A 15,285-nucleotide genomic window follows, 5' to 3' on the forward strand; every position below is an offset into this window, starting at 1 on the left:
AGCAACCAAATATGGAATCGACGATAACGCTCTCTAGTCAGCCGGTTCAAAACCGTGTGCGAGAAATTGGTATAAATCCGAATTACTGGTACCCTGTCGCTTGGGCTTATAATCTAAAACCGACTCAAATCATCCCCGTTGTCGTTTGGCAACAAGCGATCGCCGTTTACCGAGATAGCAAGGGTCAACTTCATGCCCTAGAAAATGCTTGTCCTCACAAAGGAGTTGTACTCGATAAAGGGGAAGTCCGCGAAAATATTCTAGTCTGCCCTTATCACGGTTGGGAATTTAACCCCGAGGGAGAATGTATAAAAATTCCTTATCTTCCCCCTGAACAAAAACTCCCCTGTGCCAAAGCTCGCAGTTATCCAGTACAGGAAAAATATGGAATTATTTGGGTTTTTCCGGGTGATGCGAGTTTAGCCACACAGCAATCTCTGCCTGATCTACCAGAATATAACGATCCAGACTGGATCATTGTAGAAATTCCGGCTCATTTTAAAGCTCATTTTTCCATCTGTAATGAAAACACAATGGATGTCTTTCATGGCTTCCTACATCGAAATTTACAGGGATGGTTTGATCCGATTCTGCTCAAATTGCGACAACAAGAAGATAGTGTCTATGCTGAATATCGCGTCTCTTACCGAGGATGGATCTCGAAATTTATCAATTTAACTAATGATGCTAATCAAGTGACAACTCGAACGATTTCTATTGAATATAACTACCCTCACTATCACAGCACTTTAGAAGGGGTTTCATCCCTTTATTTAATGCGTTTACCCGTGAGTCTCACTGAAACTCGGTCTTTTAGCCTTTTCTTTATTAAAGTTCGCTTACCTAAATGGTTAGTTAATTTGATCAGAGGGCAATTAACAACAATTATTTGGCATTTCTTGTTTAAAAAATTTCTCGACCAAGATATTGAAATGATCGAAAGTGAACAGCAAACCTATTTGGCCAATCCTCAACGTCAGTATGTGGAAATTAACCCCAGCCATAATCGCCCTTCAACGCGTTAATATTGCCCAATACGAAAAATTTGTGCAACAATCTCAATCATCATCGAATCACAAAAATTAATCGGTTGAGTATCTAGCTTATCGGTATTACCTAAAAAGAGGAAATAGATTGTGGAAGTTGTTCAAGACTATATGCAAGCTCTTTATGAGAGCGGACTGTATCCAGATAAATTTGTCTGTCATTACAAACAGGGGAATTTCGTTGATGTCGAAGACCCCAGCACGGGCCAACACTACAAGCTGTTGACTTTTTGTACTAATGATATTTTAGGATTAGTACAGTCAGAAGCCGTTAAGCGCGCGGCTATTGAGGCAATTTGGCAGTATGGGACCTCTAATAGTTCCTGTTCAGTCTTGAGTGGTCGAATTGATCTCCATCGTCAGCTAGAAGAAGAAATTTCTGCGTTTAAACATTTGCCTCATACCCATTTATTTCTCAATGCTTGGATGGCGATGCAAGCGCTAATGGATGGCTTTTGTCATTTTGCCATAACCTTGCCGGATTTCCGCAATACTCGAGAGACCTTAATATTAACAGATGTCCTCAATCATGGCTGTATCATCTCGGCTGTGGTGAATGCCGATAACCGCTCAGGAAAAGTATTTAGTCATAGTCCTGAAGTTCGAGTCAAACCCTATCGCCACTGTGATGTCAAAGACTTAGCCCGCAAATTAAAGCGTTACGCTAAACCCGATGATCGGATTATGCTGGTTTCTGACGCGGTGTTCTCGATGGATGGAGATATCGCCCCCTTACCCGAGATGCTCGACATCTTAGAAAATTATCCGGGTAGCACGATCGTGATGGATGAAGCTCATGCGAGTGGGGCAATTGGCCCAACTGGCGGGGGAATTTATGATTATTTTGGCATTAGTCCCCAAGAGGTTCTAAATCGCGGCATTAACCCCATTATTATGACCACCTTTTCCAAGTTCGCCGCCTCAGCCGGAGCAGCCATTAGCAGTTATTCCAAAGAACTGATAGATTTATTAGATGTTTCTCCTACTTCCATTGGCACCATTTCTCTACCGCCTCCGACTACAGCCGCCGCTTTAGAAAGTATCCGTCAAGTCAGACAAAATCCCGAATTAGTGCAAATTCTCCAGTCCAATACCCGTTACTTGCGCTCACGCCTGAAGGAAAAGGAATTTATGGCCATAGGAGAAACCAATGTTATTCCCGTTCTGCTGCCTCCAGAGTTAAATCCTAAAGCCTTTGCCACTTATATGATGGAAAACTACGGCGTTTGGATATCTCCTATCTGGTTTATTGCTAAACCTCGCCTGAGAATTACGGTAACAGCCCTTCATACCGAAGCGGAAATGGATCAATTAGTGGATGCGATGGTCGCTACTCGGGAGGCACTATCTCGATGAGCAGTATATTATTATCTTTACTGACTACGATCGCCGTTCGTAGAAAGGAAGAGTTTATCGCTCAAACTCATCATCTAGAATCAGTCCAAAATCAGTTTCTTCTGACCCTATTAAAAACTTACCAAAATACGGTACTGGGTCAGAAGTGGAAAATCGGCGAGATTAAAACCGTTGAACAATTCCGCGATCGTATTCCCATCTTGCCCTATAGCTTCTATCATCCCTATATGGAACAAATTAGCCAAGGGCAAGCTAATATTCTCACTAGCGATCCAGTGGTTTATCTGAATTTGACCAGTGGGACAACCAGTAAAAAGAAACTCATCCCCGTTACGAAACGCTCCCGCAAAAAAAGACAATTAGTCAATCAAGTTGCCCAAGGCTTTTTAGCCGAAGCCATCCAAAAACGGGGAATTTCTTTAGGGAAAATGCTGCTCACCAGTTCAGTCAAACTGGCAGGCTATACCCAGAGCGGTATTCCCTACGGTCCGGTGAGTGTGGGCGATCTCCGCTTGAGTAACTTTCTCTACAAGCAAATTTTTGTCCATCCTTATCAAGCCCTACAATCAAGTGATAGTTTAGCGCGGCATTATGTTTGTCTGCTATTTGCTCTGCAATATCCCTACTTAGGGGTACTAGGGGCTAATTTTCCCGTTTTAGCACTGCGCCTAGCCGACTACTTAGAAAGTTATGCTGAGGAGTTAATTGAAGACCTTAAAACGGGTACTATAGCCCCTTGGCTACCCCTCGAACCCCCATTAAGAGCCTCTCTAGAAAAACAGTTGAAACCCCAGCCCCAACGGGCGGCGAGGTTGCGGGAGATTTTAAAAGCTGAAGGTTGTCTGACTCCTCAATTGGCTTGGTCTTCTATTGGTTGTATAGTCACCGCCCGAGGAGGAACCTCGAGTTTTTATTTTCAACGGTTTCCTGCCCATTTTGGGGATACTCCGGTGTTTGGGGGAATTTATGCTTCTGCGGAGGCAACTTTTGGAGTCTATTCTGACTTGAATGATGACCATACCATCTTAGCCATTAATAGCGGCTTTTATGAATTTATTCCCCAGGAGCAGTGGGAAGCAGAACAACCCAAAACCTTACTCCCCCAAGAGGTGAAAGTCGGACAGCCCTATCGAATTTTAGTCACGAATTATAATGGTTTTTATCGTTATGATATCGGGGATGTGGTAGAAGTTGTCGGTTTTTATCATCAGACTCCCATTATTACCTTTAGATATCGTTATAAGGGCTTGTTGTCTTCTACTACTGAAAAAACCACAGAGTACCATGTAACTCAGGTAATGGGGCAACTGCAACAAGAATTTAGTGTTCCTTTAGAAAGTTTTTGTGTAACACTTTCGGAACAAGAAATACCCCCTCATTATTTGGTCAATATAGAACTGCGGCCGGGATATCGTTTGAATAATCCTGAATATTTTGTCACGCGATTTGATGACAAACTCAAACAAATTCATACTTCTTATGCGCTCAAGCGAAAAGATCAAGTTCCTCCCCCTCGTCTGAGGATTTTAGCCCCCGGAAGTTTTGCCCAAGTTCGTCAACGTTTACTGGATCGAGGCATACCAGAATCTCATCTTAAATTGCCTCATATTAGTGAAGATCGTCAATTTCTTGCTGGCCTAAATGTGGAGCAGGAAATCACCGCCTGACCTTTTTTGAATTTGCTGATGCTATCGGGAACGCCCAAGATAATTTTGAATTGATATGAGTGGAATGACTTTAACAAGTAAGTTGATCAAAAGATTAGAAAACTGGATTTTAGCCGATAATTGGTTAGAAAATCAGGTGGCAAAACATTCTTTAATCGGAGATTCAATTTTTTTTGATACTGAGCAGTTTCCTTGGTCTAAAGAATTAGAAAAAAATTGGCAAGTTATTCGCTCTGAACTTGAGCAAGTTCTCCCTTTTGTGAACGAGTTACCGAATTTTCAGGAGATTTCCGAGCGGCAATATAAAATAGCCAATGATGATCGCTGGAAAACTTATTTCTTTTATGCGTTTGGCTATAAATCTCAAAAAAACTGTGAAAGATGTCCCCAAACCGCAAAACTGATCGAAAAAATCCCCGGGCTTAAAGTGGCTTTTTTTTCGATTTTGGCCCCAGGTAAACATATTCCTGAACATCGGGGTAAACATAAAGGTTTAATTCGCTATCATTTGGGTTTGATGGCCCCTGAACCCAAAGCCGCTTGTCGCATTCGGGTGGCTGATCAAATTGCTTATTGGGAAGAAGGCAAAAGTTTAATTTTTGATGATACTTTTTTGCACGAAGTTTGGAATGATACTGAGGGTTATCGGGCGATTTTATTTTTAGATATTGCTAGACCTTTACGGTTTCCCTGGTCTTTAATTAATTGGTTAGTTAACCGTTTTATTACGGCTTCTTCTATTGTTAAGCAAGCTAAAATTAATCATGAACTCTGGGAAAAAAAGTTTTACCCTCAATAGTCTTTTAAAAGCACAAGGAACTCCCATTGGTTCTTAGGATTTGCTTATTACAGTAACCGTAAAAACTCACAACCTCAAGCTGCTTAGCTCAAATGAGGGTGAGTTTCAACGAATATTTGAACTGATCCTTGTAAACTGGAGAAACCCCTAGAAAAACAACATTTGAATTTTTAGGACTTTAAATGGCTTCTATCTCTCAATTTTCTTTCTCGATGTAATGACATCCATACTCCTATGATTATCCCCACTACTGCTGTGGTATAAAAAACATTTTTCAAGCCGCCTGAGGCCCAAACGGCCCCTAAGAAGATAGGACAAAGAAATTGACCTAAAGAATTAAATCCTGTTCCGATAGCTAAAACACTAGAACGCAATTCAGCCGGCGATAGATCGGCTAAACCATTGTAAATATTAGGAACAGTTACCCCAAACCCGGCACCGAAGAAGACAGCCGCATAAAGAATTAATGAGATGTCGTTTAATACCGGAATCGTCGCTAACATCAAAGCCATCAGAATAAAACCAAGAGCAATAGTTTTATTTCTGCCTAATTTTTTCCCTAACCAACTAGCGGCTAAAGCAGAAACAACCGTTGCACCAATGGCCCGCGCTGTCAAGACAATTCCATTGAGTTTGGCATCTGCGCCGATGGTTTCTCGCAGGTAAACGGGTGTATAGATCACCACTGTATAAACAATGGCCGCCGCTAAAGCGAGAGTAATAAATAAACCAATCACTTGAGGCTGCTTGACAATTTTAACTAACTCCGCTCCCATCTCACGATTGAGAATAGAATTTTTAGAGTGACTAGATTCTTGTATCAGTAAAGCGGCACACAAAGCGATGGGTAAACTGACAGCATAGAGAAAAAAGGCGTATTGCCAGTTATATGACCCTACCCAGCCACCGAATAGCGGGACAAATATACTAGCTGTGGTCATGGCACTGGTGGCGTAGGCCAAAACCTGTAACCGCGCTTCTCCCTCAAACATATTACTGAGTAAACCAATACAAGCGGCACTAATACCACCACTGGCAATGCCTAATAAAGCCCGGTCTGCTAATAGAGGAATAAATTGTCCGATAAATGCTCCTGATACACCAAAGACTGCATAAAAAATTAAAGCCACAATTAATACTTTTAATTTTCCGATTCGATCAGCCAAAATCCCGAGTATCGGAGTAAATACCGCAATAGTTAGAGCATGAATACTTACTAGCATTCCCGCCCATCTGGGTTCTAGATGAAGATGATGTAAAATTTCTGGAAAAACAGGAGCGACAACTCCTCCCGTCATCGTTGTTAAACATCCGGCTGCTAGAAGAATCAAAGATTGAACAATTTGCTTTGCAGGAGATCGTAGTACAGATATCATAATAACGATCTTAAAAAAAACAATAATTTTTCCCTTGAATGGGTTTCTTTATCTGCCATTCTAGCTCTCAAAATTTTTATTGAGATCTTAATTAAAGAGGAATTTAATCTTCTCAAATTATTTGTTCAAAATGAACTTATCTATCTTGGGGAAGATTTTAAACTAATAGTTAGAGAGGATTTAGCTGTCAAACATCCTCATTTTGCCCTCAATTATATAGAGGAGAGCATAGGTGGCTCGTTGGCCATCAAACTTTTATTTGTTAAGAACAATTCTTTCATCAATTGCTCTCTTAAATGAATTTTTTTCAGGGTAAACTTCACGGCTATTTTTACCTCGCTTTGATGCTACAGTGCAATAATTAAATCTTTATAAATATCGTAACATAAAAAAAAACTTCTGACTTTTGACATAAGTTTTTACAATTATTAAGGTGATAGAGAACAATATCTTTTAGCCCTGACTCATGCCGGCAACAAAAAAAAACCGGTAGAGTCTACAGTATCTATTCAGAGTTTTACTCAGATTTTTGTGATGATCTAACTATGTACTCCTAAAAAACTGATGGGTAGACAAGCTCGCTTAAAACCTTAAAATCCTTGTCAAAAAAATTTTTATTGACCTTGCCCACCGGACTTGAGGCTTATAGTTAGTTTAGGCACACCGACTTAGTTATAAAGAATCTCCTCTAAGATAATTTTACTAGATAGAGGAGGCTCTATGGAAATTAGTTAAAGAGAAAAGGCAAGCATGAAAAGTGATCAAGTGGAGATCAAACCCGTCACCAGCCCAAAAGAACAAAAAGCCTTTTTAGAGGTTCCATTTCGAGTTTATCAGAACGATCCTTACTGGGTTTCACCCTTAATCAGTAGTATCGCTAAACAACTAGATAGTAATAGTCCTTTTTGTCAAATTGGTGAATTTCAAGGGTTTATCGCTGTCAATCCGGCTACGGGCCAAGCTATAGGCCGCATAGTAGCCGCTATTAATCAACATTTAATCGAGCGAGACAATCAAAAGGTAGGATTATTTGGGTATTTTGAGTGTATTGAAGATTTTGCCGTCGCTCAAGCCCTATTAGAAGCGGCTTGTCAATGGTTAAAAGATCGGGGAATGACCCTAGCTCGTGGTCCCATCGATTTATCTACCCATAACAACTGTTTATTTTTAGTGGATGGGTTTGACTCGCCGCCCATGATGATGATGCCCTATAATCCGGCTTATTATCCTCGATATATGGAACAAAGCGGCTGGCAAAAAGCCAAAGATGCCTATGCTTATGATTTTCCCCTCGATAAACCTTTACCTGAGTCATTTGAAAAAGGTTATAAAATTGCTTGTCAATCCGGTATTACTTTTCGTCCGATTCGTTTAAAGGGAGAAGGGTTTGAACAAGATTGTCGGGGGTTATATCGTCTATTTACCACCGCCTTTACCCATAACTGGAGTTCTACCCCCCGAGATGAACAGGAATTTCTCACTCAAGCCAAAGATTTACAGCAATTAGCTGATCCGGATATTTTTCCTATCGCCGAAGATAACGGAGAAATGATCGGCTTTTGGATGGCTTTACCTGACTATAATATTGCCCTCAAGCAGGTTAAAGGAAAATTAGATTGGCTAGGAATCCTAAAATTTCTCTGGTATCGTCGTCAAATTAATCGAGCCAGAGTGTTAGTGGTTTGTTCCTTACCAGAGTATCGTCGTAAGATGGTGCCATTAGCTCTGATTTATTTGGGAATGCGAGAGGGAACCAGAAAAGGGAAACCTTATCAACGAGCAGAATTGTCTTGGGTTTGGGAAGATAATACTCCCTCGCGCAAACTCATTGAAGCCGCAGGCGGCAAAATTTATAAAACTTACCGTATTTATGAAAAAGCGATATGAAAGCGTTTGTCACTGGTGCTAATGGTTTTACGGGTTCTCATTTAGTTAAACTTTTACAGCAACAAGGCTACTCGGTAAAAGGGTTAGTTCGTTCTTCGAGTAACCTATCCCGTCTCGATAAGTGCAACATAGAGTTAATTCAAGGCGATATTACTGACAGGGCGGCTTTAAGAAAGGGTATGGAAGATGTGGATAGGGTCTTTCATACCGCCGCTTATGTTGAATTAGGGTTAGTGGATGAAGTCCAGATGGAACGAGTCAATGTAGAAGGAACTCGTGCTGTGCTAGAAGTGGCTAAAGAGATGGGTGTCTCTAAATTGGTTTACTGTAGTACGATTGGAATCTTTGGCGATAGTCAAGGGGAAATGATCGATGAAACCTTTCAACGCCGACAAAAAAACTTTTCTTCGGCTTATGATCGCACCAAATATCAAGCCCAACAACTGGTAGATCACTTGGCGGCTGAAGGTTTACCCGTTGTCAGTGTGATGCCTTCAGGGATTTTTGGCGTAGATGACCCTCATTTTGCTCCTGTGATTGAGTTATTTCTTAAAGGGCGTTTGTGGTTTTGGATCGGCGGCGAGCGCCTTACGGGTATTGTTCATGTGGACGATGTAGCTCAAGCGATGATTTTGGCTGCCCAAAAAGGAGGCAACGGAGAGTATTACATTCTCTCAGCCGGAGAACTCTCCACCAGAGAAATGTTGAAAATTTTGGCAACAGAAACCGGCATGGCTATGCCGCGAGAAGTCCCCGAACCCTTAGTTCGCTTCTTGGGCAATTTACTTGATCCCATAGGACAGTTGTTTTCCTGGAATCCTCCCATTAGTCGGGAGCGAGTACACTATATATATGATCGCTGTGTGCGAGTAAAGGCAGACAAAGCTGGTCAACAACTAGGTTGGCAACCTCGTTCCGTAAAAGAGGTGCTATTGGAGTTTATCGAAAAACTGGCTTAAAAAATTTTTGAGGAAAAGTGTTGACAAGCTAAAAAATTATCGTTATATTTATGAAGGTGTGAATAAAACAAAGCACCAATCAAATTCCTGGCCCCCATCGTCTAGAGGCCCAGGACACCTCCCTTTCACGGAGGCGACAGGGGTTCGAATCCCCTTGGGGGTATTAAAAGAAAAGGGGGATTGTATATCCACCCTGTTTAATTCATCAACAATTTTAAATCTATCAAGACTGGAGTGCTTCCCAAAAGCCAAAGTGCTTTCCTAGGCAGGAATTAAGACCGTATCGATGACGTGGATAACACCATTGTCAGCATCTACATCAGGCTTGATGACTGTAGCGTTATTGACTTTAACACCACCGTTAGAAGCATCAATTTTTAATTCTGAACCTTCTACCGTTTTTGCTGATGACAATTTTACCACATCAGCCGAGGTTACTTGCCCAGAGACGACATGATAAGTCAAGATTTTTGACAATTTGGGAATATCTTTCAGTAAAGCATCCACCGTTCCTTCTGGAAGTTTCTTAAACGCTTCATCCGTAGGTGCAAAAACCGTAAAAGGACCAGCACCTTTTAAAGTTTCTACTAAATTAGCCGCTTTGACGGCGCTAACTAAAGTTTGAAAAGAGCCTGCATTCGCTGCGGTGTCAATAATATCAGCCATAATTTTTCCCTAAACTCATACTTTTTATACTAACTTTATAAAATTTTAAATGTCGTGTTCTATCCCACTTTATGGCTAGAAAAAAATGTAATTAAAGTCACTTTATTGAAGTATTGTGGCTGACCAAATTATCGTAGGAAAAGCTAAAAAATATAGTTAATCAAATAGAATGTTATAGAGGTTATATGTATTCTATTATTCTTGTTTTTTTTATTTCTTTACTTTTTCTCTACCTACTTAAATACTCAGAACGATCAAGCTATTAGCAATTAAAATAGCTGACTGGGGTCGGGAACGAGTTCCCGACGGAGTTGTTACTCTATCAGCCTTGTCCTTTATGGGTAGGGCATAAAGAACCGAGAGGAAAAATTTAATTAACGATTATCAATGTCAAATTATGACAAATTTCGCTTAATTCGCTCTAATTCATCGTCAATTTCCCAGCGCTGAAACTCTGCCTCTAGCGGATCAGTGGCCTTGTTATAACTTTTATAAGTAGAACCTTGATTCCATCCTTTCGTATCCCCATTAGAAGTGCTAGAAGCTTGAGCTTGAGCCGCTTTAGCTTGTACCTCTTTACGGCGCTGCTGAATTTGGCGCAACAATTCCTGAGATTGAGTCAGCCGCTTATTAGCTCCTTGCATTTGTCCCCAAAGCTGATTCCCTTGGCGCAGTAAAGCCGCTTCTCGTTCTTGTGCGGCTTCAGCTAAATCAAGCCTTCCAGCCGATTTAGCCTTATTAACCCGGCCATGCCAAGTTTGAATTTCTTGAGCTAGTGCGAGAATTTGCTGTTCTAATCGTTGTTTTTCCGATTCTAGCTCTCGAATCAATCTCGTTGTATCCTGTTCTTGTTCCCGAACTTGCTCTAAAAGAGCTTGTAACTCTAAATGAGGATTATTTTTTAAAAACTCATCGAGTCGTTCTTCTAGAAAGCGGGTGACATCTTCAAATAGACCCATGACTAATTGCTTAACTTATCCTTACTTTACTTTATGGTTTATAGCAGGTAGATTGGCGAAATAATAAAGAATTGTTAACACCCACCATGAAGCTCAAGCTCTACTTTCTGCGACACGGCGAAACCACTTCTAGCCAAAGCGGCTCCTATTGTGGCAAATTAGATATTCCATTAACCCCATCAGGAATACAAATGGGGGAAGATTTTGCGCTGGCTTATAAAAATTTAGCTTGGACAGCCATTTTTTCGAGTCCCCTCCAACGAGCGATTCATACCGCCAAACCGTTAGCTGATGCGCTCGGAATGGAAATACAAATTAGACAAGGACTCAGAGAGATTCAATATGGCTTATGGGAAGGTAAAACACCCCAAGAGGTAACAAGCTCTTATCATGATGAGTACGTGCGTTGGTTAGCCGATCCCGGCTGGAATAGTCCCACAGGGGGAGAAAAAGGCATAGATATCGCCCGCCGTAGTTCAGAAGTGCTAGAAGAAATTGAAAATACTTACTCGGGTGGCAATATTCTAATCGTATCTCATAAAGCAACCATTCGAATTATGATTTGTTCCTTACTGGGAATCGATTTGGGACGTTATCGTGATCGCATTGGTATGCCGGTGGCGGCTCTTACTATCGTAACGATGACTGAACAAGGGCCTTTAATTGAAATCATGGGCGATCGCTCTCACCTAAGAGAAGAATTACGCAAACGATACGGAACTTAATTAATTAGCAGGTAACCTGAGTTGATGTGATCGTGATTTAATGAGGTTGGACTAACCCCTGATCAGTTTGCTATATCAGTAGTCAGATTTTTCAACCCAACTCAAATTAGCACAGATTAGCAGAGATAAAAACTTTATGTTGTTACAGCCAGCAGACACAGTAAAAATTTTCCAACGGCAACCCGAGCAAAATTTTGCTCCTGGTGAGATGATTTTTGAAGAAGGAAAAGAAGGCCAAGTAATGTATGGTGTGATAGAGGGAGAAGTAGAAATGTCCCTCAAGGGCAAAGTAATCGAGACTATTCGAGTAGGGGATGTCTTTGGCCAGGGAGCTATCATTCATGACGATCACCTGAGAGCCTCTACTGCTAAAGCTAAGACTGCCTGTAAACTAGCCGTACTAGATCGGGAACATTTTCTGTTTGCCGTACAGCAAACCCCCCTGTTTGCCTTACAAGTGATGAAAAGTTACTCGGAGCGCTTTCGCCAACTCAAGCAAACGATCTAAAAGAAGTTTTTTCCCCTTGCCATCAGTTACCCTAAATAAATAAGCAATAATAGTTTTATGAAGGGTAAAATTTTTGTCACCCTTTTTTGATGAGTAATTTTACTCAATGATCTGACGTTTTCCAAACGCGAATATTATGCAAACAGTTGATCCACAACCAGGTACTTCAGAAGCCTTAGATGCTCCTAAGCACGGTTTACCAGTTACCATCATTACAGGTTTTCTCGGCAGTGGCAAGACCACCCTACTGAATCATATCCTCACTAATCAGCAGGGATTGAAAACAGCCGTCCTCGTCAACGAATTTGGGGAAATTGGTATAGATAATGAATTAATTATCTCCACCGACGATAATATGGTGGAACTCAACAATGGCTGTATTTGCTGTACCATCAATGAAGATTTGGTCAACGCCGTCTATAAAGTGCTGGAGCGTCCTGAAAAAGTCGATTACCTTGTGGTAGAAACTACAGGATTAGCTGATCCGTTACCTGTAGCACTAACTTTCTTGGGGACAGAGTTACGGGATATGACCCGCTTAGACTCGATCATTACAATGGTAGACTGCGCTAACTTCAGTCTGGATTTATTTAACTCTCAAGCCGCTTACAGCCAAATTGCTTACGGAGATGTGATTATCCTCAATAAAACTGATTTAGTCGATGAAGCTGATGTAGACGCTTTAGAAGTCAGAATTCGGGATATCAAGCAGGGGTCAAGAATTTTACGCACGAAAAACTCTCAAGTTCCCTTACCCTTGATCCTCAGTGTCGGTCTGTTTGAATCGGATAAATATTTTAACGCTTCCGAAGCTAAACAGGATCATAGCCATGATCATGATCATGAGCATCATCACCATCATGACCATGAACACGACCATCACCATCATGACCACCATCATGATCATGACCACCACCATCATCATTCAGATCACTTAGAAAATGATGGATTTACTTCTCTATCTATTCAGAGTGATAAACCTTTTTCTATTCGCAAATTTCAATATTTCTTAGATAATCAACTGCCAGAAAATATCTTTCGGGCCAAAGGAATTCTCTGGTTTGATGAGAGTCCTAAACGTCATATTTTTCACCTGAGTGGTAAACGATTTACTCTTGAAGATGATGAGTGGAAAGGAGAACCCAAAAACCAGCTAGTGTTAATAGGACAAAACCTTGATCACGATAAGATCCGTGAACAAATTGAAAATTGTTTATGCTTACCTTCTATTAGCCGAGGTAAAGGGTTTGGACAATAACTAGATTGCCGTGCGGAACGATTTCTGCACTAACGGTTTCGCGGTGCGTTTACTTGATATAACGCACCCGGATTGATTAACTTGATAGCATTATGCCAAGCATTAGAAATTGGATAGATGAAGGCCGAGAAGAAGGCTTTAGAGAAGGAATGCAGATAGTCATTAAGCGTCAACTCGCCCAAAAAATCGGCATCATTAACCCACCAGTCCAAAAACAACTTGAACAGTTATCAGTTTTTCAATTAGAAAATTTAGCGATAGCTTTATTAGATTTTTCTGGAGAACAAGATTTGAGGACTTGGTTGAATGAAGCGATGGATAACCGAGTACAATAATTATGCTGAATCGTTCTCTTAAACTTATCCCATGCGTGTTATTATCCAACGAGTTATATCTTCTCAGGTTACTGTGGATGGCGAAATAGTCGGTAAAATTGGACGCGGATTAAATCTATTAGTAGGTATTGCCGCCACTGATACTGAAAAGGAAATTGATTGGATGAGCCGCAAATGTTTAGAGTTGCGTCTATTTAGCACCGGTGACGGAGAAGATCGTTGGGAAAAATCGGTGCAAGATATTCAAGGAGAATTACTGGTTATTAGTCAGTTTACCCTCTATGGTGATTGCCGCAAAGGTCGTCGTCCTTCTTTTAGTGACTCTGCTCCTCCCCCTATCGCTCAACAATTATATGACCTCTTTGTCAGCAAACTAGCACTCAGTGGGTTGCGCTTACAGACAGGTCGATTCGGTGCAATGATGCAGGTTACTATAGAAAATGATGGGCCGGTCACTCTTTTACTGGAACGAGAAGCGACTCTATAACTTCCAACCATTTTAGTGATCAGTTATTTACTGATCACCGGTGGCGGAGGAATGATTTATTTATACTCACTACAAGAGAAAAATTTATTGTAAATGTAAATAAGCGGCTTCTTTTTCTAATTGGCGGATTAGAGACTCATTTCCTTGCGCTCTTGCCACTTCTAGACGATGTTGTAAGCTCTTACGCAGGCTTTCTTGGTGAGCAGAAGCGGCTTGTGTTACGATTTCTTGACGATTTTTGTTCATCATGGACATTATTTTGAAACGATCTGATATACTGTACTTCTTTACCATAACATTTTTTCGGCTAAAATGTAGCTATTGTTACAGAATTTTTTAAAAAACTTTTTAATCCTAAAGAACGGTAAGTATACTTTTACTAACTATCAACCCTTGCCGAATGGCGATTTTTTAGCTCCTCAAGCGGAAAACAGCGATGTCTGAACAAAGTATTGTCACCTTATTAAGTGATTTTGGCTTACAAGATGGTTATGTAGGAGTGATCAAAGGAGTTATTGCCCAAATTAACCCTTCGCTCAAAACCATCGATATCACTCATCAAATTCCCCCTCAAGACCTGGTGGCGGCAAGATTTTGTCTGATGAATGCTTATGCTTACTTTCCCAGAGGAACGGTTCATGTAGCTGTGGTTGATCCTGGGGTAGGAAGTGAACGCCGAGGAGTAGCGATACAATTTTCAGGAGGGTATTTAGTCGGTCCGGATAATGGTTTATTTAGCGGCGTTCTGAGTTTATCCCCGGCGGTGGCGGCGGTGGAGTTAACCCATTCAGAATACTGGCGTACTGTTCAGGCAAGCACCACTTTTCACGGACGAGATATTTTTGCACCAGTGGGAGCTTATTTAGCGAGTGGAATTGCTTTACAAATGTTAGGCACTGTCATCGATATAGAAAGTCTTGTACCATTGCCGCTTGTGGACCTCGAGTTCAGTGATCTTGGGTTAAGGGGTTGTATTCAATATATTGATATTTTTGGCAATTTAATTACTAATATTCCAGCGAGTGCAGTAGAAGGAAAAAATTGGTCAGTGCGGGTAAAACAAAGAGTTATTTCTCGAGGAAAAACCTACAGTGATGTAGATTTGGGTCAATTAGTCAGTTTAATTGGGAGTCATAATTGGGTAGAAATAGCCCTTAATGGAGGAAATGCCCAAACCGAGTTAGCCTTAAAAGTTGGAGAGCCAATCGAAATTTTATCTTAAAATAAAATCATCAGCCTAGTTTTAGCTGTAGCGTG

The 15,285-nt window shown here is 41.0% G+C and carries 16 protein-coding genes and 1 tRNA gene; 13 read left to right on the forward strand and 4 right to left on the reverse strand.

What is annotated here, in order from left to right; genetic code table 11:
* The first annotated feature begins 11 nt into the window (after positions 1-11).
* The 4 genes from CYAN7822_RS27040 to CYAN7822_RS27055 all read left to right on the forward strand — a co-directional run bounded on the left by CYAN7822_RS27040 (position 12) and on the right by CYAN7822_RS27055 (position 4,868).
* Positions 12-1,025, forward strand: coding sequence for an aromatic ring-hydroxylating dioxygenase subunit alpha (locus CYAN7822_RS27040; protein WP_013325447.1), 1,014 nt, complete (start codon positions 12-14; stop codon positions 1,023-1,025).
* Between the two features lie 111 nt (positions 1,026-1,136).
* Positions 1,137-2,402: an aminotransferase class I/II-fold pyridoxal phosphate-dependent enzyme gene (locus tag CYAN7822_RS27045; protein ID WP_013325448.1), complete on the forward strand. Its 1,266-nt coding sequence runs from the start codon at positions 1,137-1,139 to the stop codon at positions 2,400-2,402.
* On the forward strand, positions 2,399-4,069 hold the full coding sequence (locus tag CYAN7822_RS27050; RefSeq protein ID WP_013325449.1) for a GH3 auxin-responsive promoter family protein: 1,671 nt from the start codon (positions 2,399-2,401) through the stop codon (positions 4,067-4,069). The genes CYAN7822_RS27045 and CYAN7822_RS27050 overlap by 4 nt, the downstream gene beginning before the upstream one ends.
* A gap of 64 nt (positions 4,070-4,133) precedes the next feature.
* Positions 4,134-4,868 (forward strand): aspartyl/asparaginyl beta-hydroxylase domain-containing protein, encoded by a 735-nt coding sequence (locus CYAN7822_RS27055; RefSeq protein WP_245602650.1) that lies wholly within the window; start codon positions 4,134-4,136, stop codon positions 4,866-4,868.
* Between the two features lie 170 nt (positions 4,869-5,038).
* On the opposite strand, the gene CYAN7822_RS27060 is transcribed toward CYAN7822_RS27055, so the two are convergent.
* On the reverse strand, positions 5,039-6,244 hold the full coding sequence (locus CYAN7822_RS27060) for an MFS transporter (RefSeq protein ID WP_013325451.1): 1,206 nt from the start codon (positions 6,242-6,244) through the stop codon (positions 5,039-5,041).
* A 750-nt stretch (positions 6,245-6,994) separates the two neighbouring features.
* Between CYAN7822_RS27060 and CYAN7822_RS27065 the strand changes: the two genes are divergently transcribed.
* The 3 genes from CYAN7822_RS27065 (at position 6,995) to CYAN7822_RS27075 (ending at position 9,253) form a co-directional block, all read left to right on the forward strand.
* Positions 6,995-8,131, forward strand: coding sequence for a hypothetical protein (locus CYAN7822_RS27065; protein ID WP_013325452.1), 1,137 nt, complete (start codon positions 6,995-6,997; stop codon positions 8,129-8,131).
* The gene (locus CYAN7822_RS27070) at positions 8,128-9,090 is read left to right on the forward strand and encodes an NAD-dependent epimerase/dehydratase family protein (protein WP_013325453.1); all 963 of its coding nucleotides are present in this window, start codon (positions 8,128-8,130) and stop codon (positions 9,088-9,090) included. The genes CYAN7822_RS27065 and CYAN7822_RS27070 overlap by 4 nt, the downstream gene beginning before the upstream one ends.
* Before the next feature lie 90 nt (positions 9,091-9,180).
* A tRNA-Glu gene (locus CYAN7822_RS27075) sits at positions 9,181-9,253 on the forward strand.
* Positions 9,254-9,351: 98 nt separating this feature from the next.
* Here CYAN7822_RS27075 and CYAN7822_RS27080 read toward each other — a convergent pair.
* Positions 9,352-9,756 carry a fasciclin domain-containing protein gene (locus CYAN7822_RS27080; protein ID WP_013325454.1) on the reverse strand — a complete coding sequence of 135 codons (405 nt, stop codon included), beginning with the start codon at positions 9,754-9,756 and terminating at the stop codon, positions 9,352-9,354.
* Positions 9,757-10,151: 395 nt separating this feature from the next.
* Complete coding sequence (locus CYAN7822_RS27085) at positions 10,152-10,715, reverse strand: TIGR04376 family protein (protein WP_013325455.1); 564 nt, start codon at positions 10,713-10,715, stop codon at positions 10,152-10,154.
* Between the two features lie 86 nt (positions 10,716-10,801).
* Here CYAN7822_RS27085 and CYAN7822_RS27090 point away from each other — a divergent pair, with 86 nt between their 5' ends.
* From CYAN7822_RS27090 to dtd, 5 genes are all read left to right on the forward strand, one after another.
* Positions 10,802-11,440 (forward strand): histidine phosphatase family protein, encoded by a 639-nt coding sequence (locus CYAN7822_RS27090; RefSeq protein ID WP_013325456.1) that lies wholly within the window; start codon positions 10,802-10,804, stop codon positions 11,438-11,440.
* A gap of 139 nt (positions 11,441-11,579) precedes the next feature.
* A complete protein-coding gene (locus CYAN7822_RS27095) occupies positions 11,580-11,948 on the forward strand; it encodes a cyclic nucleotide-binding domain-containing protein (RefSeq protein WP_041934052.1) in 369 nt (122 codons plus the stop codon).
* A gap of 136 nt (positions 11,949-12,084) precedes the next feature.
* Positions 12,085-13,206, forward strand: a complete 1,122-nt coding sequence (locus CYAN7822_RS27100) for a CobW family GTP-binding protein (RefSeq protein WP_013325458.1) — start codon at positions 12,085-12,087, stop codon at positions 13,204-13,206.
* A gap of 92 nt (positions 13,207-13,298) precedes the next feature.
* Positions 13,299-13,541, forward strand: coding sequence for a DUF4351 domain-containing protein (locus tag CYAN7822_RS27105; RefSeq protein ID WP_013325459.1), 243 nt, complete (start codon positions 13,299-13,301; stop codon positions 13,539-13,541).
* Positions 13,542-13,572: 31 nt separating this feature from the next.
* Positions 13,573-14,028 (forward strand): D-aminoacyl-tRNA deacylase, encoded by a 456-nt coding sequence (gene dtd, locus CYAN7822_RS27110; RefSeq protein ID WP_013325460.1) that lies wholly within the window; start codon positions 13,573-13,575, stop codon positions 14,026-14,028.
* An 84-nt stretch (positions 14,029-14,112) separates the two neighbouring features.
* Here dtd and pirA read toward each other — a convergent pair whose 3' ends face one another.
* Complete coding sequence (gene pirA / locus CYAN7822_RS37985; RefSeq protein ID WP_483466313.1) at positions 14,113-14,274, reverse strand: arginine synthesis PII-interacting regulator PirA; 162 nt, start codon at positions 14,272-14,274, stop codon at positions 14,113-14,115.
* Positions 14,275-14,464: 190 nt separating this feature from the next.
* Between pirA and CYAN7822_RS27115 the strand changes: the two genes are divergently transcribed.
* Entirely contained in the window at positions 14,465-15,250 is a 786-nt protein-coding gene (locus CYAN7822_RS27115; RefSeq protein WP_013325462.1) for an SAM hydrolase/SAM-dependent halogenase family protein, read from the forward strand.
* Positions 15,251-15,285 lie beyond the last annotated feature (35 nt).

The organism is Gloeothece verrucosa PCC 7822, from assembly GCF_000147335.1.
In the GTDB taxonomy this organism is placed as follows: domain Bacteria; phylum Cyanobacteriota; class Cyanobacteriia; order Cyanobacteriales; family Microcystaceae; genus Gloeothece; species Gloeothece verrucosa.

Coding starts and splice junctions, on each gene's coding strand:
- CYAN7822_RS27040 (WP_013325447.1), top strand. CDS start 12: ATGGAATCGACGATAACGCTCTCTAGTCAGCCGGTTCAAAACCGTGTG.
- CYAN7822_RS27055 (WP_245602650.1), top strand. CDS start 4,134: ATGACTTTAACAAGTAAGTTGATCAAAAGATTAGAAAACTGGATTTTA.
- CYAN7822_RS27060 (WP_013325451.1), bottom strand. CDS start 6,244: ATGATATCTGTACTACGATCTCCTGCAAAGCAAATTGTTCAATCTTTG.
- CYAN7822_RS27065 (WP_013325452.1), top strand. CDS start 6,995: ATGAAAAGTGATCAAGTGGAGATCAAACCCGTCACCAGCCCAAAAGAA.
- dtd (WP_013325460.1), top strand. CDS start 13,573: ATGCGTGTTATTATCCAACGAGTTATATCTTCTCAGGTTACTGTGGAT.
- CYAN7822_RS27080 (WP_013325454.1), bottom strand. CDS start 9,756: ATGGCTGATATTATTGACACCGCAGCGAATGCAGGCTCTTTTCAAACT.
- CYAN7822_RS27070 (WP_013325453.1), top strand. CDS start 8,128: ATGAAAGCGTTTGTCACTGGTGCTAATGGTTTTACGGGTTCTCATTTA.
- CYAN7822_RS27090 (WP_013325456.1), top strand. CDS start 10,802: ATGAAGCTCAAGCTCTACTTTCTGCGACACGGCGAAACCACTTCTAGC.
- CYAN7822_RS27115 (WP_013325462.1), top strand. CDS start 14,465: ATGTCTGAACAAAGTATTGTCACCTTATTAAGTGATTTTGGCTTACAA.
- pirA (WP_483466313.1), bottom strand. CDS start 14,274: ATGAACAAAAATCGTCAAGAAATCGTAACACAAGCCGCTTCTGCTCAC.
- CYAN7822_RS27100 (WP_013325458.1), top strand. CDS start 12,085: ATGCAAACAGTTGATCCACAACCAGGTACTTCAGAAGCCTTAGATGCT.
- CYAN7822_RS27105 (WP_013325459.1), top strand. CDS start 13,299: ATGCCAAGCATTAGAAATTGGATAGATGAAGGCCGAGAAGAAGGCTTT.
- CYAN7822_RS27085 (WP_013325455.1), bottom strand. CDS start 10,715: ATGGGTCTATTTGAAGATGTCACCCGCTTTCTAGAAGAACGACTCGAT.
- CYAN7822_RS27050 (WP_013325449.1), top strand. CDS start 2,399: ATGAGCAGTATATTATTATCTTTACTGACTACGATCGCCGTTCGTAGA.